This is a genomic window from Streptomyces glaucosporus, from assembly GCF_039533345.1.
GTDB classification, from domain to species: Bacteria; Actinomycetota; Actinomycetes; order Streptomycetales; family Streptomycetaceae; genus Streptomyces; species Streptomyces glaucosporus.
The window spans coordinates 51,036-73,868 of record NZ_BAAATJ010000009.1; the positions used below are offsets into that span (position 1 = coordinate 51,036).

Here is a 22,833-nt window from a genome sequence, read left to right on the forward strand (position 1 = left end):
TCACGGGCGACCGCCCGCCGGCACGTCGGCGCCGAGGCCGGTCGGGTCCACCGCGCCGTCCCGCAGGGCGATCTCGCGGTCGGCGTAGGCGGCCACCGAGTCCTCGTGGGTGACGAGGACGACGCCGGTGCGCCGCTCGTGGGCGACCTGGGTGAGCTGCGCCATCAGCCGCTCCCCGGCGAGGGCGTCCAGTGCGCCGGTGGGTTCGTCGGCGAAGAGCACCTTCGGCCCGGTGACCAGGGCCCGCGCCGCGGCGCACCGCTGCTGCTGGCCTCCGGACATCTCCCCCGGCCGGACGTCCGCCACGTCCGCCACGCCCAGCCGCTCCAGCCAGTCCAGCGCGGCGGTGCGGGCCTCGCGCCGCCCCTGCCCGGCGAGCAGCAGCGGCAGGGCGACGTTCTCCGCGGCCGTGAGCTCGGCGACGAGCTGCCCGAACTGGAACAGCACCCCGAAGTCGGTGCGCCGCAGCCGGGACCGGTCGGCCTCCGAGCGGGTGTCGAGGCGCTGCCCCCCGTACAGCACCTCGCCCGCGTCGGGGCGCAGGATGCCCGACAGACAGTGCAGCAGCGTGGACTTGCCGCAGCCGCTGGGACCGGTGACGGCGAGGATCTCCCCCTCGGCCAGGTCCAGGTCGACGCCGCGGAGAGCGGGCGTGGGTCCGTATGACTTCATGAGTCCGCGGGCTTGCAGGAGCGTCATGAGCGCACCTCCCGGTGCAGGTCGGCGACGCGCTCCAGCGTGGTGCGCAACCAGCGCAGATCGGCGTCGAGATGGGCGATGGCGTAGTCCGCGGCGATCACGTCGCCGGGCGAGGACGCCGGGTCGGTCTTGATGGCGGTCAGCTCCCGCAGCCGGGCGGTGTGCGCCCGGCGCTGTGCGGTGAGGTAGTCGCGGGCCTGGCCGGCCCCGTCGACGAGAAGGGCGACGACGACCTTGGCCAGCAGGGTGCTGGTGACGTACGGGGCCGGCGTCTCGACCGTCCCCAGCCAGGCGCGGAGCTTCTCCCGGCCGGTGTCGGTGAGGGCGAACTCGGTGCGGTCCGGACCCCCTTCCCGGCTCTGCCCCCGTTTCTCCACCAGGCCGTCGCGCTCCAGCCTGCCGAGCGTGCCGTAGACCTGGCCGAAGGCGATCGGTTTGGCCTGGGGAAGGCGCTGGTCGTGAGCCTTCTTGAGGTCGTAGCCGTGCATCGGCCCGGCGGCCAGCAGGGCGAGCAGTACATGGGCTGCGGTCGACATGGCCGTGACTATTCCCTGAGAGAATAGTTGGCGTCAAGCCGCTCCCCGGGAAGCGCCTGCGCGGTGCGGACGTACGAGTGCGGTCTCGTCCCCGGGCTCTTCCAGACCGCCGCTTACGCCCGCGAGGTCATCTCCACCGACGGCCCGGACCACGACGTGGTGCTGCTGGAGCACCTGACGGACTCCCGGTACGTCGAGGAGAAGACCGAAGTGGAGCGCTGCTCGGCGGCCTTCGGGCGCATCACCGCGAACGCGCCCCCCCACGACGCCTCGCTCCGGCTGATCCGCCGCCTGAAGGAGGAGGCCTCATGACCGGGCACAGCACCGGCGGTTCCGGGCCCGGCCCCGGACGGACCGCCCCGCCGCACGGCGGCAGCGCCGACCGCGCCCGGACCACCGCCCCGGCAGGCGGGTGGAACCGCCGTACGGGACTCCGGGCAGCCCGCCCCGGCCGGTACCGGTGCCGGACGGGGCGCCCGGTCCGTCTTCCCGGACGGGATGCGCGCGGGACCGGCTCACCGGCACTCGGCCCGACTCGGTGAGCTCGCCGCCGCGGACCGGCGCTCAGGGGTCCAGCACCGGCCAGCCCCCCTCATGGTCCACCACGGCCGCGCCCAGATCGCGAGCGGCGGCGCGCCCCACGGACTCGTCGCAGAACTGGACGGACCAGTTGGCGGCGGTGACGACGAACCTCGGCAGTTCCGGCACACTCATGAGTTGGCGCAGCGCGTCGTCACGGGCAGCGGCCGAACCGTGCAGTTCGAGACGGGCGCACGGTTTCTCCCCGGGCTTCTCCGTCACGCACGTCATCACGTTCGCGGATCCCTTCTCGGGCTTCCGCTCCGCGCAGCCGACGGATCCGTCGAGCGCATCGGCGAGGGCGTCCGGGTCCGTGTAGCGCGGCTCGTCCGGGATGTCGGGCAGCGGGAAGAGCGGCGGGAGGACGACGGCGTCGAGCGCCTCGGCGATCCGGGGCGCGTAGATGGGATTCAGCACGCGGATGTACCAGTTTCCGGCGGCGACCAGGGTGTGACTGTACGGCTCCTTCCGCCGGCTGGCGATGGAATTCCCGATTTCCCCCTCCTCGACAACCTTGGTGTTGAAAACCGACACCTCGTTCTCGAATCGTGCGCCGTTCACCTCAGCGATGCAGTCGAGACTGGTCCCGGAGTTCGCCTGCCCCTTCCTCCGGCGCAGAACTTCACATCCCACCCCTCCCTCGGAAAGCGCTTCAAGCAGTTCGTCCGCAGTTGAAAACCGAGGCCCAGAAGGAACATTCTCCGGAATTTTTTCCCTCGACACCGGGGCACTGAAGGAAGACTTTCCGCATGCTCCGAGGAGTATGATCACCAAGCAGACGGAAAGACCTGTCGAAAAACTCCGCATCTTGTCAGCTCCCCCCAGGGGGAGTCGGCGGAGGACCTGGACGCGGCGAAGGCCTGACCGCTCCGTATCCGGGCTCGGAGGAGTCCGCACCAACGTCGAAAATCGGACTCTCAGCACTGTAGATCGGCTCAATATTGACCTCACGCCCAGCAGGCACCTCCGATTTCAGTTGATTGATGGCCCGAGCACGTTCCTCTTCACTCAGAGCCTCCCACGCCATGGCATCCTCAAGATGGGGTTCGATCCTGTCCCAATTCTCCGACCGCGACTTGATGGAGCCCCCACGCGGATCCGACTCCGGCCCATAACGCTCGTTCAATTCCCTGACCGCAGGAGTATCGGCCGAGTAGAGCAAAAAAGATCTTTCTCGCTCCTGGCTCCGTACGGGTTCTCCCCAAGGTCCAACAGGTAATACGCACTGAGGCGCACGTTCAACTCCGGGTTCGCCTCGATCTCAGCAGCGAGTTGCGTGTCGCTCACATCTGAAAGAATTCCACCGTCATCCAAACAGAATGCCTGAGGGTGATTCTTGATGATTTCGCGCGCGGTATCCAGTTTCACATGGGTGATACCAAGGGATTTATCCGGAAAGACTCCGACTGTCAGAGATCCCCAATTCAACAACCTGCCGGCCTCCGTCAGCGGCCCACGCAGACTCGATTCGTAGTTCTGGTACCACTGCTGTTCCTGCCACAAAATGGCCAGCAAGAGCTTCTTGCTGACTCCGGTTTCCAGAGAAGCCCGGTCGACCGCCGCAAGGATCGTCGGCGGGACGTTGACCCTGTGGAGTCCGTCCAGTCCGTCCGAGATACGCAGCGCGATACCCAGAGGACTGTTGTCCTTGAGCGCCTCCCGCACCAGATCCGGGTTTTCCATGGTGGTGAGTTTCTCAATGGCACGAAGCGCCCGGGTAGCTTCAATATCCGCCCGTGTCGCCCTCATCAGCGCGCTGGAGATGATGTCGTAAGCGTGCTTCACCGATTCTCGGGAGTCACCCCCGCCGGGCGGTTCCATCACCTCCTGGGCAGGCCGCACGCGGCCGCTGTCGTCCACCTTCAGACCGTGCCGGCTCGCGTAGTCGAGGGCGCTGCGCAGGTCCCGCTGGGCGTCGGTGATGTCATCGGCGAGGCCGTCGTAGACCCGGGCCAGGGCGCGTAACGAGGCGGCCGCCGCCTCGTAATCGTCGGCGTGTTTGACGAAGCGCTCGCGGGCCGCCTTGCCGGTGTCGCCCACCCAGCAGGTCCGGAGCGTGGCGGCGACCTCGTCGCGAGCGTAGGCGGCGAGGCTGTCGCACTGCTTGGCGGCGCTCACCGCGTCGTCCGCGGCGTCCCGCCACTTCTGGGGCTGGGCGGAGTCGAGTTCGGGGACGGAGACCATCAGGCGCCCTCCAGCCAGCGGGCCGAGGCGCGCAGTCGAGCCGCCATGGAGCGGTCGTGGCCGATCTGCTGGTCCATCGCCTTCGTCAGCCCGTCGGCCGCGTCCTCGACCAGGTCGCCGAGCTTGTGGAGCTGATGCTGCCAGGCTTCCACGCGCTCGTCGCTAGCGGCCCCGGCGAACCAGCCGGGGTGGCTCTTCCCCGCCGCCTGCGCGTCGGCCAGTTTCGACTTGGAACGGGCCTCCGCGTTCACCGTGCGAATGCCTGACGCCTTTGAGCGGACCGGTCCGTCGTCCAGGCCGAAGTCCGCGTTCTCCAATCCGGTTCCCCCCGGTGCGTCGCCCTTGGCCGATGCGAGCCGCGTTTGAACCTCGCGTCTGCGGCCCGCCTCCGCCACCAGGCGGTTCCACTCCTCGTCGAACGACATGCCCCCTCCTCCGCCGGAGCGTCCGGTCAGGGCCGTGCGCGGTCGTGCGTACGGCCCTGGCCCTCGAACAGCAATGCGGTGCGGCGGCACCCTGTCACGCAGGCCGGGCAGGGAGCAAAGGGGTAGTGGCCGGTTTTCGGCCTTACGCCGGTGCCGGTTCCGTGTGGCCGGAGGGCCGCGCGGACGCAGTCCCGTTGCCGCGCCCGCCGAGGCGCGGCAGACTGCCGCGGTGCTGATCCGACGCGAAACCCCCGCCGACGTCCCCTCCGTACGCGCCGTCACCGGGGCGGCGTTCGCCGGGCGGGCGCAAACGCCCGTGCCGGTGGAGGTCACCCTGCTGGACGAGTTGCGCGGCTGCGACGGATGGCTGCCCGCGCTGTCGCTGGTGGCCGAGGGGGCGGACGGTGCGGTGGTCGGCCATGTGGTGTGCACCCGCGGGCACGTCGGGCAGCGGCCCGCACTGGGCCTGGGCCCGCTGAGCGTCCACCCCGGTCACCAGCGGCGCGGCATCGGCTCGGCGCTGGTCCACACCGTGCTCGGCGCGGCCGACGCGCTCGGCGAGCCGCTGGTGGCCCTGCTCGGCGATCCCGCCTACTACGGACGATTCGGCTTCCGCACCAGCACGGAGTACGGCATCGACCCGCCCGATCCGGCCTGGGGGCGGTACTTCCAGGTCCGCACGCTGGCCGCGTACGGACCTGAGGACCCCGCGCTGCACGGCACCTTCGCCTACGCCGAGCCGTTCGACCGCGTCTGACGGACCGCTGGACACCCGGCGGCCCCGCGTCAGTACGCCACCGTGAACCGCCTGCGGCGGTGCCGGGGGTTCTCCGCCTCGTCCAGCAGGGCTACCGCCAGGTCGGCCACCGTGATGCGGGAGACGCCCCCGGCATCGGTGACCAGTTCGTCGCCGCCCAGCCTGTACCGGCCGGTGCGCTCGCCCGGCTCCAGCTGGGCGGGCGGACTGAGATACGTCCAGTCCGCTGTGGAGGTGTCGGCCCGGCAGACCGCCAGTTGCTCGGCTCCGGCCTCGGCGATGGCCCGCCAGTCGGGGTGGAGGTACCGGGGGTCGTCGAGGACGGTGCGGCCGCCGGTACCGGGCACGGTCAGGCTTCCGGCGCCGCCGACGAGCAGTAACCGGGCTCCTGCTGCGGCCGCGCCCGCCAGCAGGGTCCGGGTGACGGCGGCGAGTTCGCGCTCGCGGCCGGGTGCCGGGCGGGTGGCGCCGACCACCACGTCCCGGCCGGCACTCAGGTCGGCCACGTCCTCGGCGCTTCGGGCATCGCCGGTGCGACCCAGGGCCGCGGCGGGCAGTCCGGACAGGCGGGCCGGATCACGTACGACGGCGGTGACCTCGTGGCCCCGGGCCAGCGCCTCGGCCACCACGTGGCCGCCCACGCTTCCGGTGGCTCCGAAGACGGTGATGTTCATGTCTGTCAGCTCCTCTGGAGTTCGGGCTTGCCGGTGTCGACGGGGGCGGCGGGGGCGGGTTCCGCGGTGGCGGGACGGGGCCGGGTCTGGGCCGCGACGAGGGCGGCCAGGACGGTGAGCGCGCCCGCCGTCTGCGCCCAGGTCAGGTACTGGCCGAGCACCAGCCAGCCGAGCACGGTGGCGACCAGCGGGCTGAGCAGACCCAGGAAGGTGACGGAGGTGGGCGACAGGGCGCGGATCCCCCGGAACCACAGGGCGTAGGCGAGCGCCGCGCCGACGATCGACAGATAGCCGTAGCCGAGCAGGTTCTGAGCGGTCAGCCCGGCGGGCGGCGGCCCCTCGACGGCCAGGGCGACGGGGAGCAGCAGCGCTCCGCCCGCGACGAGCTGCCAGCCGGTGACGGCGAGCAGGGGCGCGGGCGCGGTCCACCGCTTGCTGAGGACGACGCCGGCGGCCATGACGGCCGCGCCGCCGAGCGCGGCGGCGACGCCGACCGCGTCCAGCCGCGCGTCGGCCCGCAGGACGAGCAGGCCGACGCCGACCACGCCCGCCACCCCGGCGAGCGCGGTGCGGGCGGTGAACCGCTCGCCCAGCACGGCGGCGGAGAGTCCCGCGACGATCAGGGGCTGGATCGCTCCGGCGGTGGCCGCGACACCGCCGGGGAGCCGGTAGGCGGCGACGAACAGCAGCGCGAGGAACACCCCGATGTTGAGGGCGCCGAGCACGGCCGCACGCCACCACCACTGCCCGGTGGGCAGGCGCCGGGTGAGGGCCAGGAGGAGGAGCCCGGCGGGCAGCGCGCGCAGGACGGCTGCCAGTAACGGGCGGTCGGGGGGCAGCAGTTCGGTGGTGACGAGGTAGGTGGTGCCCCAGATGGCGGGGGCCAGGGCGGTGATCAGCAGGATTCCGACTCGATTGCTTAGCACTAAGTAAAAGTATCTCAGCGCTAAGAGGTTTGGCCACGGCATGTGACGTGTATCTCACCGCTAAGGCATCCCGTAGGGTGAGACCGTGACCGATCACGTCGACCGAGTGCTGGAGCAGTGGGCCCGCGAACGCCCTGACCTGGACGTCTCCCCGATGGGAGTGATCGGGCGGCTGGGAAGGCTCTCCCGGCTGGTCGATGCCGAACTGCGCCGTACGTTCGCCGCTCACGGCCTGGACCACGCGTCGTTCGACGTCCTGGCCACCATGCGCCGCAGCGGACCGCCGTACCGGCTGAACCCGGCCGAGCTGATGCGGTCGGCCATGGTCACCTCGGGGGCCATCACCCAGCGCCTGGACCGGCTGGAGGCGCGCGGCCTGGTGGTGCGCTCCCCCAGCGAGACGGACGGCCGCGTCGTGCACGTCACCCTCACCGAGGAGGGGCGCGCCCTGATCGACCGGGTCCTGCCCGACCACCTCGCCACCGAGCACCGCGTCCTGGCCGGGCTCACCGATGCCCGGCGCGGTGAACTCGCCGGACTGCTGCGCGAGCTGCTGGAGTCGCTCGGCGACCGGGTGGACTGACCGCGCCCGCCGCCGACGGCCGCCTCGGCGCGTCCCCGCCCCACATCCCCGGACGGTCCCGGGCCGCCTCCGCCGCGCGGCGGGTCGGGCCCGGCCGTCCGGCCGGCGTCATCCGGCCGGCGTCACGAGCCCGGGAACCGGCCGTCTCAACCGGACGGCGCGACCGGGGACCACACGCCGAACCACTGCTCGGCGCCCCACTCCTCGAACCGCTCCACCTCGGTGAACCCCAGCTTCGCCGCGAGGCGCACCGAGCGGTCGTTGGCGGTCTGGGTGCAGAGCACCACCGGCTCGCCGGGGAGTACGCCGGCGAGCCGGTCGAGTACCGCCGCGCACGCCTCGGCGGCGTACCCGCGTCCCCACGCCTTCGGCAGGAACAGGTAACCGAGTTCGGCCTCCCCGGCTTCCGGACGGACATGACCGGGACGCTCCGCGTCGCGCCGGTCGAGCGCGACCGTGCCGATCATCGCTCCGTCGAGATCGACCACGAAAAGGCCGGGGCGCCGTCCGGGCACCTCGGGCACCGCGCGTTCGAGCTCGTCGCGCGGCCGGGGGCCGCCGAGGTAGGCGTGCACCTCGGGCGAGGCGAACAATTCGATGAACGCCGCACGGTCCCGGGCCTCGGACTCGCGGAGCACGAGCCGCTCGGTCCTGATCGGGGCAGGGGGCCAGGCGACGGGTCCGAGTCCGGTCATGGCGGGCAACCTACCGCACACCCGTGGGAGTGGTCCGGAGGAGAAAGCCCGCTTGTGCGGTCCCGGGAGATCGACGACACGCGGGCGGCGCGCGTCCCACCCGGTCCGAGTCGGACGCGGGGCTCCTCCACCGGCGTGTCCGGTCAGGGCCACGCGCGGCTGCGCGTACGACCCGGACGACCCCGCCCCGCGCGGCACCTCCGCCCACTCCGGGCCGTCCGACCGGGGGTGAACGGGACCACTGCCCGTACCGGGCAGGACGTCGTCAACGAACCCGGCGGCCGGTTGCTGGACATCCACCGGCCCGTCCGCACCCCGGCCGCCACGCCCACCGTTCTCCTCTGGCACGGCAGGGGGCGGACGAGCGGGACGTGCTCGCGCCGCTCGCCGCCAGGCCGCCGCGCTGGGTCTGACAGTCGTGGTGCCCGACTGGCGCCCGGACGCGCCCGACGGCGGCCGGGGCGCCTGTCGGCGTCGGTGCGGTCCGTCCGGGAGCGGGCGGGCGGGCGGGTTCGGCGGCGACGCGGACCGGATCGTGTCGGCTGGGCGGTCGTTGGGAGCGTGCGCGGCGATGAGCGCGGCCGTCCGGCCCGAACTGCTGGACGGGAGGCGTCCGACCGCCGCCGTCGCGCGGGCCGAACCGTCGGAGGGCACGAGCGGGGCAGCGGTACCGACGTGGCCCGGTGGTCTCGCCGCCCGCTCCCTCGGACGTGATCGCGGTACTACGATCGGTGGACGTCAACCGCCCCGGCACGGCGCCGGGTTCGAGGAGATACGGGGGAACCGTGAGCGGTGAGTGGATGCAGGTGGCCACGGCGTCGGCGAACACGCTCGTCGCGTTGATGCTGACCGACGCCTGGGAACAGGCCAGGGACCGGATGGTGGGCGTGTGGCGCCGCTTCCGGCCCGAGCAGGCGGATTCGGTCTCCCGGCAGCTCGACGCGTCGGCCGACGATCTGGCGCAGGCCCGGCAGGCGGACGACGGTGAGGCCGAGGGGGAGATCCGCGGCGAGTGGAGCGGCCGGATCCGGCGCCTGGTGCGGGACGAGCCCGAGGCCGCCGACGTCCTGCGGGAGTTCGTCCGGCACTTCGAGCCTCAGGCGGCCGGCGCGGGCGGCACGACCGTGGTGCAGAACGCCCACGCGACGGGGAAGTCCCGTGTCTACCAGGCCGGCCGCGACATGACCGTCAACTGACCGGTACGGGCGGCGCGGACGTGGGCGCGGAGGAGACCGGCCGGACCACCACCCGGCAGGACGGCAGGGCCGAGGAACACGGCAGGGTCTACCAGGCCGGGGGGACGATGACCGTCGGCCTGTCCGGCGGTGCCGTGGCCCGGTTGCTCATGGGGGCCCTGGCCGTGGTGCTCGCCGGCCTGCTGGCCTTCTACGTGGTGGCCCGTACCGAACCGGCGGACGACGACGCCTCGGGGCAGGGGGCCCCGGGGCCGAACGGACCGGAGGAGCCCGCCGGGCACTCCGACCCGGCCGGGGAGGCCGGTGCCCTTCGGGCGACGATGACCCTGCGCGACACCGGCGTCTTCACGGTGTCGAAGTACCTCCCCACCGAGCGGGAGGACCGCGCCCACCTCCACGACCCCTACCGGAACCAGGACACCCCCGACGCCGCCGCCTTCCGGGAACGGCAGCACCCGGTGAAGGTGGCGGACTCCTTCAAGCTGTCGGTGGTGAACACCGGGGACTCCCGGATCCGCCTGGTGGACATCAGACCCTCCTCGCTCCGCTGCGAGCCGGCGATCGACGAAGTGCTGTACTACCCGATCGGCGGCGCCGAGGGCGAGGAGGCGGTCTACGCGGTGCTGGACCTGGACAGCGAGAACCCGCGCCTGATGGCCGACGGGAAGGACTACTTCCGCAACTACTCGGTGCCCCTGCCCCCTGGCGACGCCTTCGACATCTTCATCGACATGAAGATCGAGAAGTCCTTCTGCCGCTTCTTCCTGGAGGCCCAGTACCTCGACGCCACGGGCGAGTCGCGGACGATGACGATCAAGGACCCCTCCTACGGCCGCGGCTGGTTGGAGTCCGGCTCCACACCGGGGCCGTTCGAAATCAGCGCCCAGCTCGACGACTCCCGCTACCAACGGGTGTACCGGATGCGGGGCGACCCGCCCGTGTACACCCACACCGACGGCGTCCCGTCCGACTAACGGCCGACCGTCTCCCCCCTGTCGTCCGTGCCGTCCTTCCGGCCGTCCTCCCCGCCCTTCCCCTCGTCGTCTCCCGCGACCGTCCCCCGGCCGTCCTTCCCGGTGCGCCACAGCAGACGGACCACCCCCGCGGCCGTCAGACCGACCACCCACCCCCAGACGGCCGCGTGGACGAGCCCCGCGGGCGGGGAGAGGGCCTGAACCGGCAGCGCGAGGGAGAACTCCCCGTACCGGTGGTACAGCAGCACCACCTCCGTGCCGAACGCGTACAGCACGCAGGTGTGGACGTACACGCCCCAGCCCCACACGAAGGCGGCGAGGCCCCTGGAACGGGCCGTCGCCAGCAACCGCAGACCGAAGAAGGTCGACGGCAGGCAGGCGAGGGGGACCAGCACGGCCAGCAGGGTCGGCAGCGCGGCGGCGATTTCGGCGGCCCGCCGCTCCCGCAGGGCGTGGGGCACGCCCTCCCAGGGTTCCCAGCGCCACGACCACGCCTGGTGAAACGCCTCCTCCAACTCGCCCCGTTCGCAGGGGGCGCGGGGCCCGCACAAGGTCTGCGGCCCGGCGGGCACGTGGTCGCGCAGCAGGACGAGGGTGGCCGTGCACACCGCCACCAGGGCCAGGCAGAGGGCCAGTTGGGCCGCCAGGCCGAACGGCGAGGCGAACCGGACGCGCAGCCACTCCAGCAGGGCGCCGGGGCCGGAGCCGGGGAGGTCCGGCTCCTCCCCGGCCTCGGTGGTGCTCAGCAGTTCCCGGGCGACGACCGCCAGCCCGGCCCACAGGGCCAGCCAGGTGGCGTGGCCGGTGAAGGCCCGGGCGTCCGCCGCGACCTGCTCCAGCAGTCGCCCCGGCGGTGCCGCGCCGGACAGCAGCGGGCGCAGGTTCGTCACCGCCAGGGCGAGCAGGTTCGCCGGTGCGGCCGAGAGCAGGAGCACCGGCGGCCAGGCCAGGGCGCTCAGCCCGACCGGGGCGATGCGGGGCGCGGCCCACCGCGCCGCCCACACCAGGAGCGCGGTGAACACCAGCATGCGCACGGCCTCGTACCGGGCGGCCTCCCAGCCGCCGCCCGCGTGGTACAGCAGTGCCGGGGAGACGGTGAGCAGCCGGAAGCGCGCGGCGGCGCCCTCTTCGGCGAAGCCGCCGTTCAGGGCCCAGCCCACCTGTCCGGGCAGGACGGCGAGCACCTCGGCGGCGGCGAACCCCAGCAGGCAGGCCGCGGTGTGCCCACCGCGGACCGGCGGGAACGGGAGCCTCATCGGGCGGCCTCCCCGGTTTCGGCGACGGGGGCGGTGACCCGGAAGGGGCGACCTCGGTGGTCGATGGTCCGCTTCCGCGTCCCGGTGCCGTCCCACCAGCGGAGAGTGGCGGTCCAGTCGCAGACGTGCCGCCGTGTGGAGCCCGAGAGCCGCAGGGTGAGGCTCTCCCCGGGCGCGACGTCCCGGGGAAGGTCGACGCCGGCGTGGGGGGCGGCCGAGACCGCGCGGCCGAGCGGCAGGTCGTCCAGGTCGACGGCGATCACCGGGGCCAGGGGCGGTGGGGAGGCCGGGCAGTCGCCGGGCGACACCACGGGTCCGTCCAGGGGGGCGGACCGCCCGGTCACCGTCACCTCGACCGAGAGGAGGCGTACGGTCCGGCGGCTGTCCCCCGTCAGGGTGATGACGGTTTCGGCCTTTCCGGGGAAGGCCGCGCCTGTGTGCCGCAGCCAGCTCTGGTGGAGGCGGTCGTCCTCGAACGGCGGGACGACCTCGGGCGCCCGTGGGGCGTCGGCCGGCAGGACCCAACTCCGCAGGCAACGGTCGTCCAGCGGTTCGGAACGCAGGTGGGGGCCGGGGACCGACGCGTCGACCGGGCCGTATGGGGGTGTGGCCGGGGCGAGGAGCACCACGCCCGCGGCGAACGCCGTCCACATCCCGACCCTGACCCGTAACCGCATCGCCGCCCCCGCCCTTCGCGATCTTCCCCGGACAGGATGCCCGCGGAACGGTCCGCGGGCATCCCGGAAAGGGGAATCCGGCGCGATCGGCGGTCGGTCGGGGGTCAGCCGATGGGGCGGCGGACGTCCTCCCTCGTGGAGGGGCCGGGGGCGGTCTCGGCGATCCAGGGGCCGGGGGTGGAGGGGTCGAGGACGCCGTCCTCCAGCCAGGTGTAGACGCCGCCGAGGACGCCGCGGACGACCTTGCGGTCGGTGTCGTCGGTGTTGGTCCACAGCCGGCCGAAGAGTTCCTCAGCGCGGATGCGGGCCTGGCGGCAGAAGGCGTCGGCGAGCTGGTAGGCGGCGCGGCCGTGCTCGCCGTCGGAGCGCAGCATCTCGGCCCGGACGCAGGCCGCGCTCATGGCGAACAGTTCGGCTCCGATGTCCACGATCCTGCCCAGGAAGCCCTGTTTGGCCTCCAGCTTCGCCTGCCAGCGGGACATGCCCTGGAAGGTGGCGCGGGCCAGGCGGCGGGAGGCGCGTTCGACGTAGCGCAGGTGGACGGCCAGGTCCGGATGGCCGGGCGGGTGGAACTCGCGGTAGGCGCCGGGGAGCTGGCCGGGGCCGGCGAGGAGCCTCGGCAGCCAGCGGGCGTAGAAGCCGCCGGCGCGGACGGCTGCCTTCCCCTTGTCGGCGAGCGTCTTGTCCGGGTCGATCAGGTCGCCCGCGACCGACAGGTGGGCGTCGACGGCCTCGCGGGCGATGAGCAGGTGCATGATCTCGGTGGATCCCTCGAAGATGCGGTTGATGCGCAGGTCGCGCAGCATCTGCTCGGCCGGTACGCCGCGCTCTCCGCGGGCGGCGAGGGAGTCGGCGGTCTCGAAGCCGCGTCCGCCGCGGATCTGGACCAGTTCGTCGGCCATCCTGTACGCCATCTCCGACGCGTAGAGCTTGGCGAGGGCGGCCTCGATGCGGATGTCGTTGCGGTCCTCGTCGGCCATCAGGGAGGACAGGTCGAGGATCGCCTCCAGGGCGAAGGTGGTCGCGGCGATGAAGGAGATCTTGGTGCCGACGGCCTCGTGGTGGGCGATCGGCTTGCCCCACTGCTCCCGGGCCGCGGACCACTCGCGGGCGATCTTCAGGCACCATTTGCCCGCGCCCGCGCACATCGCGGGCAGGGAGAGGCGTCCGGTGTTGAGGGTGGTCAGCGCGATCCTCAGGCCCGCGCCCTCGGGGCCGATCCGGTTGGCGGCCGGGACGCGGACGCGGTGGAAGCGGGTGACGCCGTTCTCGATGCCGCGCAGGCCCATGAAGGCGTTGCGGTTCTCCACGGTGATGCCCTCGGAGCCGGCCTCGACGACGAAGGCGGTGATGCCGCCGGGGTGCCCCTCGGACTCCGGGACGCGCGCCATGACGACGAGCAGGTCGGCGACGACGCCGTTGGTGGTCCACAGCTTCACGCCGTCCAGGACGTAGGCGTCGCCGTCGGGTGTGGCGGTGGTGGCCAGCCGGGCCGGGTCGGAGCCGACGTCCGGCTCGGTGAGGAGGAAGGCCGAGATGTCGCCGCCGGCACAGCGCGGCAGGAAGGTCCTCCTCTGCTCCTCGGTGCCGAAGAGCTTCAGCGGCTGGGGGACGCCGATGGACTGGTGGGCCGAGAGGAGCGCGCCGATGGCGGGGGCGGCCGACGCGGCCAGGGCCAGGGCCCGGTTGTAGTGGAGCTGGCTCAGGCCCAGGCCGCCGTACTCGGGGTCGATCTTCATACCGAACGCGCCGATGGACTTCAGGCCCTTGACCACCTCGTCGGGGATGCGTCCCTCGCGTTCGACGAGGAGGCCGTCCACCGAGGTCTCGCAGAACTCCCGCAGCCGGGCGAGGAACTCCTCGCCGCGCCGGACGTCCTCCGCCGCGGGCCGCGGGTGGGGGTGGACCAGGTCGGGGCGGAAGCGGCCGAGGAAGAGTTCTTTCGCGAAGCTGGGTTTGCGCCAGTGCCGCTCCCTCGCGGCCTCGGCCACCTGTCGTGCTTCGCGTTCGGAGACGGTCATCGCGGGCTCACCTCGCACTACCGACGGGTGTTACCCGAGCGTATGTACCCATTTCGTACGGTATGTAACAGTTCTTGTGCGCTATGCACTGAGGGCGGCTATTCAGTTGAAGCGCTTCGACAGGGGTAGGTAGAGCATCTGGACAGGCGGTCGGCTCCGGTCTAGGGTCGGTCCCCAGATTCTTTGTCGAAGCGCTTCACCATCGCTTCCCGCACCGCCCTGGAGAGCCCATGGTCACTCTCGCCGAGGTCGCCCGGCACGCCGGAGTCTCCGCCAGCACCGTGAGCTACGTTCTCAGCGGCAAGCGTTCCATCTCCGCCGCCACCCGCGAACGCGTGGAGCAGAGCATCCGCGAGCTGGGCTACCACCCCAACGCCGGCGCGCGGGCCCTGGCCAGCAGCAGGTCCAACATCATCGCCCTGATGATGCCGCTGCGCACCGACATGTACGTGCCGGTGATGATGGAGATCGCCCTGGCCGTCGCCACCACCGCCCGCTCCCACGACCACGACGTCCTGCTGCTGACCGGCGAGGAGGGGCCCGCGGCCGTGCGCCGCGTGGTGGGCAGCGGCCTGGCCGACGCCATGATCCTGATGGACGTCGAGCTGGACGACGCCCGGCTGCCGCTGCTGCGCGAGGCGGGACGCCCCGCCGTGCTGATCGGCGTCCCCGCCGACGCCACCGGCCTCACCTGCGTCGACCTGGACTTCACCGCCACCGGCGCGCTGTGCGTGGAGCACCTGGCCGAACTGGGCCACCGCGACATCGCCGTCATCGGCGAGGCCGCCGCCGTCTACGAGCGCCACACCGGTTTCGCCGAGCGCACCCGGGACGGGCTGCGCGCCCGCGCCGCCGAACTGGGGGTGGGGCTGCTGCACCGCTCGTGCGAGGGCGACTACGCCGCGATGGCCGGGACGCTCTCCCGGATCCTCGACGAGCGCCCGGGCACCACCGGCTTCATCGTGCAGAACGAGGCCGCCATCGAACCGCTGCTGAGCCTGCTGCGCCAGCTCGGAAAGGCCGTGCCCGAGGACGTCTCGGTGGTCGCCATCTGCCCCGACCAGGTGGCCGTCCAGGCGTCCGTGCGCCTGACCTCGGTCGCCATCCCCGCCTCCGAGATGGGGCGTCGGGCGGTCGAGCTGGTGATGGACAAGGCGCGCGGCGAGAAGAAGGACCTGCTCGACCTGCTGCCGCCCCGGCTGACCGTACGGGCCAGTTCCGGCCCGGCGCCCGCCCCCCGCTGACACGTCCCGTCCGACCAGTCCCGCCGACGAACCCCAGGAGCACTGTGTCCACACCCGCCCTCTTCTCCCCCCCGCCGTCGTCCCTGGCCCAGCCCTCCCCCACCCACGGCACCTTCCGGACGCGCGACGGCGCGCTGGAGTGGAGCGGGCGGCAGGAGACCCTCCGCCTGGAGCCCTGGGGCCCGGACGCCGTCCGGGTCCGGGCCCGGCTGGGCGGCCCCGTCCTCGACGGGCTGCCGGGCGCGCTGCTGGAGGAGCCGCCGCCCGCCGAGGGGGCCGAGATCCGCGTCGAGGACGGATACGCCCTGGTGACCTCCGGCGCCGTCACCGCCGTCGTCAGCGCCGACGGCATGGTCCGCTTCCTGCGCACCGACGACGGCTCCGAACTGCTGGCGGAGGACCGCGCCCACTTCTGGTGGCCCGGCTCCCGGCTCCACACCGCCACCGGCAACGGCTACCACCGCCTGGAGCAGCGCTTCGCGGCGTACGAGGGCGAGCGGCTGTACGGGCTGGGCCAGCACCAGCACGGCCTGCTGGACCAGAAGGGCACGGTGATCGACCTCGTCCAGCGCAACGCCGAGGTGTCCATCCCCGTCCTCACCTCGTCCCGCGGCTACACCCTGCTGTGGAACAACCCGGCCGTCGGCCGGGTGGAGCTGGCGCACAACGGCACCCGCTGGGTCGCCGACTCCGCCCGCCAGATCGACTACTGGATCACCGCCGGGGCCCCGGCCGACGCCCAGCGCCGCTACTCCGCCGCCACCGGCCGCACCCCGATGCTGCCGGAGTGGGCGGCCGGCTTCTGGCAGTGCAAGCTGCGCTACCGCACCCAGGAGGAACTGCTGTCGGTGGCCCGCGAGTACCGCAAGCGAGACCTGCCGATCTCGGCGATCGTCTGCGACTTCTTCCACTGGACGCACCTGGGCGAGTGGAAGTTCGACCCCGCCGAGTGGCCCGATCCGGCCGCGATGGTCCGGGAGCTGGAGGAGCTGGGCGTCAAGCTGGTGGTCTCGGTGTGGCCCTCGGTCTCGCCGCTGAGCGAGAACCACCGGACGATGGAGCACCAGGGGCTGTTCATCGGCACCGAGTACGGTCCGCTGGCACACGCCGACTGGCCGGACAAGGGCGTCGCCGAGCCGGTCCAGGTCGCCTTCTACGACGCCACCAACCCCGGCGCCCGCGACTTCGTGTGGTCCCGCATCCGGGAGAACTACGTGGCGCACGGCATCACGGCCTTCTGGCTGGACGCCGGGGAGCCGGAGCTCAAGCCGGGCTTCTCCGCCAACCTGCGCTACCACGCCGGCCCCGGCCTGGAGGTGGCCAACCTCTACCCCCGTGAGAACGCCCGCACCATCCACGACGGCCTGGCCGCCGAGGGCGAGACGGAGATCATCACGCTCAACCGCTCGGCGTGGGCGGGCTCCCAGCGCTACGGCGCGGCCCTGTGGTCCGGCGACATCGGCACCGACTTCGCCACCTTGCGCCGCCAGCTCGCGGCGGGGCTCAACACCGCGCTGTCGGGCATCCCCTGGTGGAACACCGACATCGGGGGCTTCCACGGCGGCGACCCGGACGACCCGGCGTACCGCGAGGTGATGGTGCGCTGGTTCCAGTTCGGCGCGTTCTCCCCGCTGATGCGGCTGCACGGCTTCCGCGAGCCCGGGATGCCGCTCGGCCCCGAGATGACGGGCGGCCCCAACGAGGTGTGGTCCTACGGCGCGGAGGCCGGGGAGATCATGGCCTCCTACCTGCGGCTGCGCGAGCGCCTCAAGCCCTACCTGCTGGAGCAGATGCGCACCGCCCACACCGAGGGGCTGCCGCCGATGCGGCCGCTGTTCCTGGAGTTCCCCGGCGACCCCGGCGCCTGGGACGTCGCCGACGCCTTCCTGCTGGGCCCCGACCTGCTGGTGGCGCCCGTGCTGGAGATGGGCGCCCGGGAGCGCGCCGTCCGCCTCCCGGCGGGCGCGGAGTGGACGGACGCCTGGACGGGCGAGACGTACCCCGGCGGCGGGTCCGTCACCGTGCCGGCTCCGCTGGAGCGGATCCCGCTGTTCCTGCGGGACGGTGCCGAGCTGCCCGTCCGGGAGGGCTGACGGCGCACCCGGCGGCACGGCGGCGCGCGGACGGCGCCGGCGGGATCGGATCCCGCCGGCGCCGTCGGCGTCCCCGCGGTCGCGGGGCGTCCCGTCAGCGGACGTCCACCGAGTAGGCCGTGGTGTCGAGGCGGCCCTTGCCGGCGAAGACCTCGGTGCCCGCCTGGACGCTGGAGAGGTACTTGGTGGAGGCGAGCGAGCCGCGCCGCTGGAGCTCCCGCAGGAAGGCGTTGAGGTCCAGGTCGACGGAGGTGGTGTTGGAGGTCCGCACGAAGGAGTGGACCTTCCAGCCGATGTCGCCCTGGTAGAGGTCCCAGGTGGCGCCGCCGACGGTCACGGTGCCGGTCTTCTGCCCCAGCGGGCCCGCGCCGCCGGAGCGGTAGGTCCAGATCATCACCTCGTCGGTGGGCTGGTCCTCCCAGTCCTCGGCGGCCTTGTCGTGGAGCCACAGGTCGTAGGCGACGTTCATCGTCCCGGGGTTGGCGCTGACCGTGTAGTCCCACGAGGTGACCACGGGCCTGTTCGCGGACAGGCGCACCGGCAGTTCGGTGGCGTCGGACTGCCAGCCCCAGTGCCAGCCCAGGACGGTGCTGGTGAAGGACTTCACCTCGTGCTGCGCCCCGGACCACTCCCACTCGGTGCCCCAGCCGACGGTGTCGCCGCTGCGGTAGGTGTCCCAGGCGCACTGCCGGCCCTGGCCGGAGTTCTGGCCCCAGAGGTTGTTGTTCACGTAGTACTTGCCCATCGGGATCGTCCCGAAGGCCTCGCAGGTGCTCGCCGCGGGCGCCGCCGGCGCGGCGGAGGCTGTGGAGGCTGTGGAGGTGGCCGTGAGGGACGCCGCCACGGCCAGCGCCGCGGCGACGGCCGTGGCGGTCCGGGTGCCGGTGCGGGAGCGGCGCCGGCGGGTGCGGGGGGTTCGGTCGTTCACGGGGGATCCCTTCGTCGTGGGGGATGGGGATCTGGTGGGGTCCGGTGTCAGCGGCCGTCCCGCGCGGGCGGGTCCTCGCGCAGGACGGCGGCGCCGTGGCGGCCGAGCGGGACGTTCCGCTCGTACCGCCGCCCGGTGAGCAGGTCGGTCGCCGGGGCGTTCAGGGGGACGGCGGCCGGCTCGCGGCGGTGGTTGAGGACGAACAGCAGCCCGCCGCGGCGTACGGCCTCCACTCCCGCGGGCAGGCCGGGAAGGGGAGGCCGTACGCCCGCCTCGCCGGCCGCGCGGCCCAGCAGGGCCCGCAGCGTGCCGGGGTCGGGGAGGGTGCTCAGGTACCAGGCGGTGCCGGCGCCGAAGGAGTGGCGGGTGACGGCGGGGCGTCCGTCGAGTTCGCCGCCCCGGTAGGAGACCACGGTCTCGGCGCCGGAGGTCTCCAGGTCCTCGCGCCACAGGCGGGCGGCGGCGCCGGCGGCGGTGACGGAGACGGGTGTGAGGTGCTGGACCTCGTCCTCGCCCATCGGCCACCACTCGTGGACCAGGTCGATGCCCAGCACCTCGCGCAGCCGGGCGTCCATGCCGCCCTCGCGGATCCGGTCGTCGGCGTCGGCGACCCCCGTGAAGAAGCCGCACACCAGGGTGCCGCCGCCGCGGACGTAGGCGGCGAGGTTGTCCAGGGCCGCGTCGGTGAGCAGGTACAGGTGGGGCACGGCGACGAGCCGGTAGGCGCCCAACTCCGCCTCGGGGTGGGCGAAGTCGCAGGTCAGATGGAGTTCCCACAGGGCGCGGTGCCAGGTGCGCAGGGGTTCTTCGTAGGTCAGGCGGTTCGACGGGCGGCCCTGCTGGAGGGTGGCCCACCAGGCGTTCCAGTCGTGCAGGACGACGGCCCCCGCGGGGACGGGGGCGCCCGTGACCTCCTCCAGCGCGCCCAGTTCGGCGCCCAGTTCGCGGACCTGCCGGAAGGTGCGGCCGCGCCTCCCGGCGTGGGGGAGCATCGCGGAGTGGAACTTCTCGCTGCCCTGCCGGGACTGGCGCCACTGGAAGAAGCAGATCCCGTCCGCGCCGCGCGCCACGGCCTGCAGCGACCACAGCCGCATCAGCCCCTCGGGCTTGGGGTGGTTGACGCCGCGCCAGTTGACGGCGCCGGCGGCCTGCTCCATCAGCAGCCAGGGGCCGCCCGCCTGGGAGCGGGTGAGGTCCTGCACCAGCGCGCCCAGCGCGGCTCCGTCGGGGCCGTCCGGGGCGGCGGGGTCGGGGTAGAGGTCGACGGAGACCACGTCCTCCCGCTCCGCCCAGGCCCAGCCGTCCTGGCCCGCGAACAGCGGCATGAAGTTGGTGGTGACGGGGATGCGCGGGGTGCGCTCCGCCAGCACGTCGCGTTCGGCGGTGAAGCACTCCAGCAGGGCGTCGCTGGTGAAGCGGCGGAAGTCCAGCGTCTGGGCGGGGTTGGGCAGGTACTGGGCCCGGCGGGGCGGGACGATCTCCTCCCAGTCGTCGTAGCGCTGGCTCCAGAAGGCCGTGCCCCAGGCGTCGTTGAGCGCGTCCAGGCCGCCGTACCGCCGCCGCAGCCAGCGGCGGAAGTGGCGGGCCGTCTCGTCGCACCAGCAGGAGGTGCCGTACTCGTTGTTCACGTGCCACAGCCGCAGCGCGGGGTGGGCGCCGTAGCGGTCGGCGAGGTCGGCGGCGATGCGCAGGGCGTGCTCGCGGTAGACGGGCGAGGAGGCGCAGAAGTGGTTGCGCGACCCGTACCAGACGGTCGCGCCCGTCTCGTCGCGCGGCAGGGTCTCGGGGTGGCGGGCGCCCATCCAGGGCGGCGGGGAGGCGGTGGGGGTGGCCAGGCAGACGCCGATCCCGTTCTCGTGGAGCAGGTCCAGGACGCGGTCCAGCCAGCCGAAGTCGCGGGCGCCGGGTCTGGGTTCGAGCCGGGCCCAGGAGAAGACGCCGACGGTGACGAGGTTCACCCCGGCCTCGCGCATCAGCGCCACGTCCTCGTGCCAGACGGACTCGGGCCACTGCTCGGGGTTGTAGTCGCCGCCGTACAGCAGGCGTCCGCGGGCGACGTCGTTCAGGGAGGGCCTGGGAGAGGACTTGGGAGAGGGCCTGGGCGAGGGCGTCACCGGGGGTCTCCGTACTGCACGCCGCGGCCGTTGGTGCCGAGGTAGACGCGGCCGTACCGGCGCGGGTCGCCGGTGATCGTCTGGCCGGTCCAGCCCCACTGGTGGGCGTCGTCGTTGATGCGGGTCCAGGTGCGGCCGCCGTCGTCGGAGCGGTACACGGCGGTCAGGTCCGAGCCGTGGAGCCGGGCGACGTGGTAGACGGCCGGGTGGCGGCGGCCCGGGGCGGCCCTGCCGAAGCCGAGGGTGTGGGAGGCGGCGATCCCCGTGTCGCGGGTGAAGGTGCGGCCGCCGTCGGCGGAGCGGAACAGTCCGCGGTCCTTGGCCGACAGCCACAGTTCTCCGGTGCGTCCTGGGGTGGCGGCGAGCTGGTACTCCCGGTCCCCGGCGGGCAGCCCGCGGGCGGCGGTGGCGAAGGTGCGGCCGGCGTCGCGGGAGACGGCGACGGTGCCGCCGGCCGTGTCGTACGCGTAGACCGCCCGGGGGTCGAGGGGGTCGGCGAGCGGGGTGGCGCCGGCGGGGAAGGTGGGGATCCCGGTCCAGGTGGCGCCGTCGTCCTCCGAGCGCCAGCCGGGGTGGGGCGTGCCGTCCCAGTGGACGAAGGACCAGATCAGCGCCCCGGCGTCGGCGGTGATCGCGATCGGGCCGGGCGCGTCCTTCGCGATGGGCGGCTGGGAGGCGAAGGGCTCCCAGGTGCGTCCCCCGTCGCGGGAGAGGGCGCCGTTGCCCCGGTCGCCCCAGCCGGTGCGCACGACGTGGGAGGGCTTCAGCGGGGCCAGGTCCAGGCCGGTGGCGGTGCCGAAGACGGGATCGGTGTAGAAGCCCCGGGCGGGCGAGGCGGTGAGGGTGTCGTGGTGGAAGCCGCCGATGTCGCCGACGGCGGAGAGCAGGTGGGCGCGGCCGGTGGGCGGGCTGACCAGTTTGCGCACCGACGCCTCCTCCAGGCCCCGGATCCGCGGGGCCCAGTGCGTCAGGTCGCTGGTGCCGTAGACCGTGGCGCCGGTGCCGAACAGGATGTGCTCGTCGTCGTACGGGTCGAGGGCGAGGGCCTGGATCCACCAGCCGAACTTCGGGCGCTCCTCGCCCCAGGCGAGGTACGGCGTCTCGGAGACGTCCAGGACGGCCCGCTCGCGCAGCGAGGTCCAGGTGGCGCCGCCGTCGGTGGAGCGGAAGACGGTGTCGACCTTCGCCCAGCGGTTGTTGGTGGAGACCACTACGGTGCCGGGCCGGCGGGGGGAGACGGCGAGTCCGGCGTAGCCGAAGGTGTCGTCGCCGCCGGGGCGGACCGGTGTGACGTCCCGCCACTCGCCGGTGGCGACGGTGAGCCGGTGGACCGCGCCGTCGGTCTGCCCGTTGGGGCCGGGGGCGTCGGCGTAGGTGACGTACAGGGCGCCGTGGGCGTACGCCAGGCGCTGGGGTACGGCGGTGGCGGAACCGGCGGGCTGCCCGGGCACGGCCTCCCAGCCGCCGCCCGCGGTGGTGCGGTACAGGGCGGGGCCCGTCCCGCCGCCGTCGCCCCAGCCGGCGTAGAGGGTGCGTCCGGCGGCGGCCAGGGCGGTGACGCCCTGACCGGAGGGGTCCGGTTCGGCGGGGAAGGAGGGGTCGCGCTCCCAGGTGGCGCCCCGGTCGGTGGAGCGCCACAGCCCGTCGTGGCGGGTGCCCAGCCACAGGGTGCCGCTGTCGCGGGGGTCGACCAGGAGGCGTTCGCCGGTGCCCCGGCCGTCCTCGTTGGCGCCGAGTTTGACGGGCAGGTCGGCGCGGCGCCAGGTGGTGCCCCGGTCGTCCGAGCGCAGGACGGCCCCGTTGGACGCCCAGGGCTGGGCGTAGGTGCCGAGCGCGAGGTAGAGGCGGTCGGGGTGGGCGGGGTCGACGGCGACGGCCTCCACGCCCAGCAGGTTCCAGTCGTCCCAGCCGATGTGGTCGGTCAGCGGGGTCCAGCGGGCGCGGCGGTCGTCCCAGCGGTAGGCGCCGCCGATGTCGGTGCGGGCGTAGACCAGTCCGCGGACGCGGGGGTGGAACAGGATGCCGGGGACGAAGCCGGTGCCGCCCATGGCGACGCTCCGCCAGCGGTAGGGCTGCTCCTTCGCGCCCCCCGCGGGCGGCCGGGCGGGTGCGGTGCCGGCGGACTGCGCGGCCGTCGCCGCCGGCGCGCCCGCCGCGGCGGTGACCGCCGCGGCGGCGGTGCCGCGCAGCACGGAGCGCCTCGTCGCGGGGGCGCCCTCGGCCTGGGGACGGTGTGTCATGGGGGTGGACCTCGCTGCCTGGGGGACGGGGG

General features: G+C 73.4%; 21 protein-coding genes. 7 read left to right on the forward strand and 14 right to left on the reverse strand.

From position 1 onward, the window contains the following. Together ABD358_RS12220 and ABD358_RS12225 are read right to left on the reverse strand one after the other, a co-directional pair. Positions 1 to 699, reverse strand: coding sequence for an ABC transporter ATP-binding protein (locus ABD358_RS12220; protein ID WP_344630967.1), 699 nt, complete (start codon positions 697 to 699; stop codon positions 1 to 3). Continuing rightward, positions 696 to 1,235: a PadR family transcriptional regulator gene (locus ABD358_RS12225; RefSeq protein WP_344630968.1), complete on the reverse strand. Its 540-nt coding sequence runs from the start codon at positions 1,233 to 1,235 to the stop codon at positions 696 to 698. Before ABD358_RS12225 ends, ABD358_RS12220 begins: the two co-directional genes overlap by 4 nt. Positions 1,236 to 1,298: 63 nt before the next feature. On the opposite strand from ABD358_RS12225, the gene ABD358_RS12230 reads away from it, so the two are divergent. Further along, the gene (locus tag ABD358_RS12230) at positions 1,299 to 1,547 is read left to right on the forward strand and encodes a Scr1 family TA system antitoxin-like transcriptional regulator (RefSeq protein WP_344630969.1); all 249 of its coding nucleotides are present in this window, start codon (positions 1,299 to 1,301) and stop codon (positions 1,545 to 1,547) included. Between the two features lie 252 nt (positions 1,548 to 1,799). Here ABD358_RS12230 and ABD358_RS12235 read toward each other — a convergent pair whose 3' ends face one another. The 3 genes from ABD358_RS12235 to ABD358_RS12245 form a co-directional block, all read right to left on the reverse strand. After that, positions 1,800 to 2,375, reverse strand: a complete 576-nt coding sequence (locus ABD358_RS12235) for a hypothetical protein (protein WP_344630970.1) — start codon at positions 2,373 to 2,375, stop codon at positions 1,800 to 1,802. A gap of 561 nt (positions 2,376 to 2,936) precedes the next feature. Continuing rightward, positions 2,937 to 3,998 carry a hypothetical protein gene (locus ABD358_RS12240; protein ID WP_344630971.1) on the reverse strand — a complete coding sequence of 354 codons (1,062 nt, stop codon included), beginning with the start codon at positions 3,996 to 3,998 and terminating at the stop codon, positions 2,937 to 2,939. Then, complete coding sequence (locus tag ABD358_RS12245; RefSeq protein ID WP_344630972.1) at positions 3,998 to 4,423, reverse strand: hypothetical protein; 426 nt, start codon at positions 4,421 to 4,423, stop codon at positions 3,998 to 4,000. Before ABD358_RS12245 ends, ABD358_RS12240 begins: the two co-directional genes overlap by 1 nt. Before the next feature lie 229 nt (positions 4,424 to 4,652). Between ABD358_RS12245 and ABD358_RS12250 the strand changes: the two genes are divergently transcribed. Further along, a complete protein-coding gene (locus ABD358_RS12250) occupies positions 4,653 to 5,180 on the forward strand; it encodes a GNAT family N-acetyltransferase (protein WP_344630973.1) in 528 nt (175 codons plus the stop codon). 29 nt (positions 5,181 to 5,209) lie between these two features. Here the strand turns inward: ABD358_RS12250 and ABD358_RS12255 are convergent, their stop codons facing one another. Together ABD358_RS12255 and ABD358_RS12260 are read right to left on the reverse strand one after the other, a co-directional pair. Beyond that, entirely contained in the window at positions 5,210 to 5,854 is a 645-nt protein-coding gene (locus ABD358_RS12255) for an NAD(P)-dependent oxidoreductase (RefSeq protein WP_344630974.1), read from the reverse strand. Positions 5,855 to 5,859: 5 nt separating this feature from the next. Beyond that, positions 5,860 to 6,780: an EamA family transporter gene (locus tag ABD358_RS12260; protein ID WP_344630975.1), complete on the reverse strand. Its 921-nt coding sequence runs from the start codon at positions 6,778 to 6,780 to the stop codon at positions 5,860 to 5,862. A gap of 85 nt (positions 6,781 to 6,865) precedes the next feature. Here ABD358_RS12260 and ABD358_RS12265 point away from each other — a divergent pair, with 85 nt between their 5' ends. Beyond that, complete coding sequence (locus ABD358_RS12265) at positions 6,866 to 7,363, forward strand: MarR family winged helix-turn-helix transcriptional regulator (protein ID WP_344630976.1); 498 nt, start codon at positions 6,866 to 6,868, stop codon at positions 7,361 to 7,363. Between the two features lie 146 nt (positions 7,364 to 7,509). Here the strand turns inward: ABD358_RS12265 and ABD358_RS12270 are convergent, their stop codons facing one another. After that, positions 7,510 to 8,058, reverse strand: a complete 549-nt coding sequence (locus ABD358_RS12270; RefSeq protein WP_344630977.1) for a GNAT family N-acetyltransferase — start codon at positions 8,056 to 8,058, stop codon at positions 7,510 to 7,512. 785 nt (positions 8,059 to 8,843) lie between these two features. Between ABD358_RS12270 and ABD358_RS12275 the strand changes: the two genes are divergently transcribed. Together ABD358_RS12275 and ABD358_RS12280 are read left to right on the forward strand one after the other, a co-directional pair. Further along, on the forward strand, positions 8,844 to 9,254 hold the full coding sequence (locus ABD358_RS12275; RefSeq protein WP_344630978.1) for a hypothetical protein: 411 nt from the start codon (positions 8,844 to 8,846) through the stop codon (positions 9,252 to 9,254). A gap of 20 nt (positions 9,255 to 9,274) precedes the next feature. Continuing rightward, positions 9,275 to 10,228, forward strand: a complete 954-nt coding sequence (locus ABD358_RS12280; RefSeq protein WP_344630979.1) for a hypothetical protein — start codon at positions 9,275 to 9,277, stop codon at positions 10,226 to 10,228. On the opposite strand, the gene ABD358_RS12285 is transcribed toward ABD358_RS12280, so the two are convergent. From ABD358_RS12285 to ABD358_RS12295, 3 genes are all read right to left on the reverse strand, one after another. Beyond that, positions 10,225 to 11,484 (reverse strand): hypothetical protein, encoded by a 1,260-nt coding sequence (locus ABD358_RS12285; RefSeq protein WP_344630980.1) that lies wholly within the window; start codon positions 11,482 to 11,484, stop codon positions 10,225 to 10,227. The two genes, ABD358_RS12280 and ABD358_RS12285, sit on opposite strands and share 4 nt — an antisense overlap. Further along, positions 11,481 to 12,161, reverse strand: coding sequence for a hypothetical protein (locus tag ABD358_RS12290; protein WP_344630981.1), 681 nt, complete (start codon positions 12,159 to 12,161; stop codon positions 11,481 to 11,483). The genes ABD358_RS12285 and ABD358_RS12290 overlap by 4 nt, the downstream gene beginning before the upstream one ends. Positions 12,162 to 12,265: 104 nt before the next feature. Continuing rightward, a complete protein-coding gene (locus tag ABD358_RS12295; RefSeq protein WP_344630982.1) occupies positions 12,266 to 14,182 on the reverse strand; it encodes an acyl-CoA dehydrogenase family protein in 1,917 nt (638 codons plus the stop codon). Positions 14,183 to 14,412: 230 nt separating this feature from the next. On the opposite strand from ABD358_RS12295, the gene ABD358_RS12300 reads away from it, so the two are divergent. Together ABD358_RS12300 and ABD358_RS12305 are read left to right on the forward strand one after the other, a co-directional pair. Continuing rightward, positions 14,413 to 15,426, forward strand: a complete 1,014-nt coding sequence (locus ABD358_RS12300; RefSeq protein WP_344630983.1) for a LacI family DNA-binding transcriptional regulator — start codon at positions 14,413 to 14,415, stop codon at positions 15,424 to 15,426. 44 nt (positions 15,427 to 15,470) lie between these two features. Continuing rightward, positions 15,471 to 17,519 (forward strand): glycoside hydrolase family 31 protein, encoded by a 2,049-nt coding sequence (locus tag ABD358_RS12305; RefSeq protein ID WP_344630984.1) that lies wholly within the window; start codon positions 15,471 to 15,473, stop codon positions 17,517 to 17,519. Between the two features lie 94 nt (positions 17,520 to 17,613). Here ABD358_RS12305 and ABD358_RS12310 read toward each other — a convergent pair whose 3' ends face one another. From ABD358_RS12310 to ABD358_RS12320, 3 genes are read right to left on the reverse strand one after another with little or no spacing between them, the layout of a single operon-like run. Next, a complete protein-coding gene (locus tag ABD358_RS12310; protein ID WP_344630985.1) occupies positions 17,614 to 18,447 on the reverse strand; it encodes a GH12 family glycosyl hydrolase domain-containing protein in 834 nt (277 codons plus the stop codon). Positions 18,448 to 18,494: 47 nt separating this feature from the next. After that, entirely contained in the window at positions 18,495 to 20,561 is a 2,067-nt protein-coding gene (locus ABD358_RS12315) for a beta-galactosidase (RefSeq protein WP_344630986.1), read from the reverse strand. Beyond that, entirely contained in the window at positions 20,558 to 22,801 is a 2,244-nt protein-coding gene (locus tag ABD358_RS12320; protein ID WP_344630987.1) for a 1,4-beta-glucanase, read from the reverse strand. Before ABD358_RS12320 ends, ABD358_RS12315 begins: the two co-directional genes overlap by 4 nt. Positions 22,802 to 22,833: the final 32 nt, after the last annotated feature.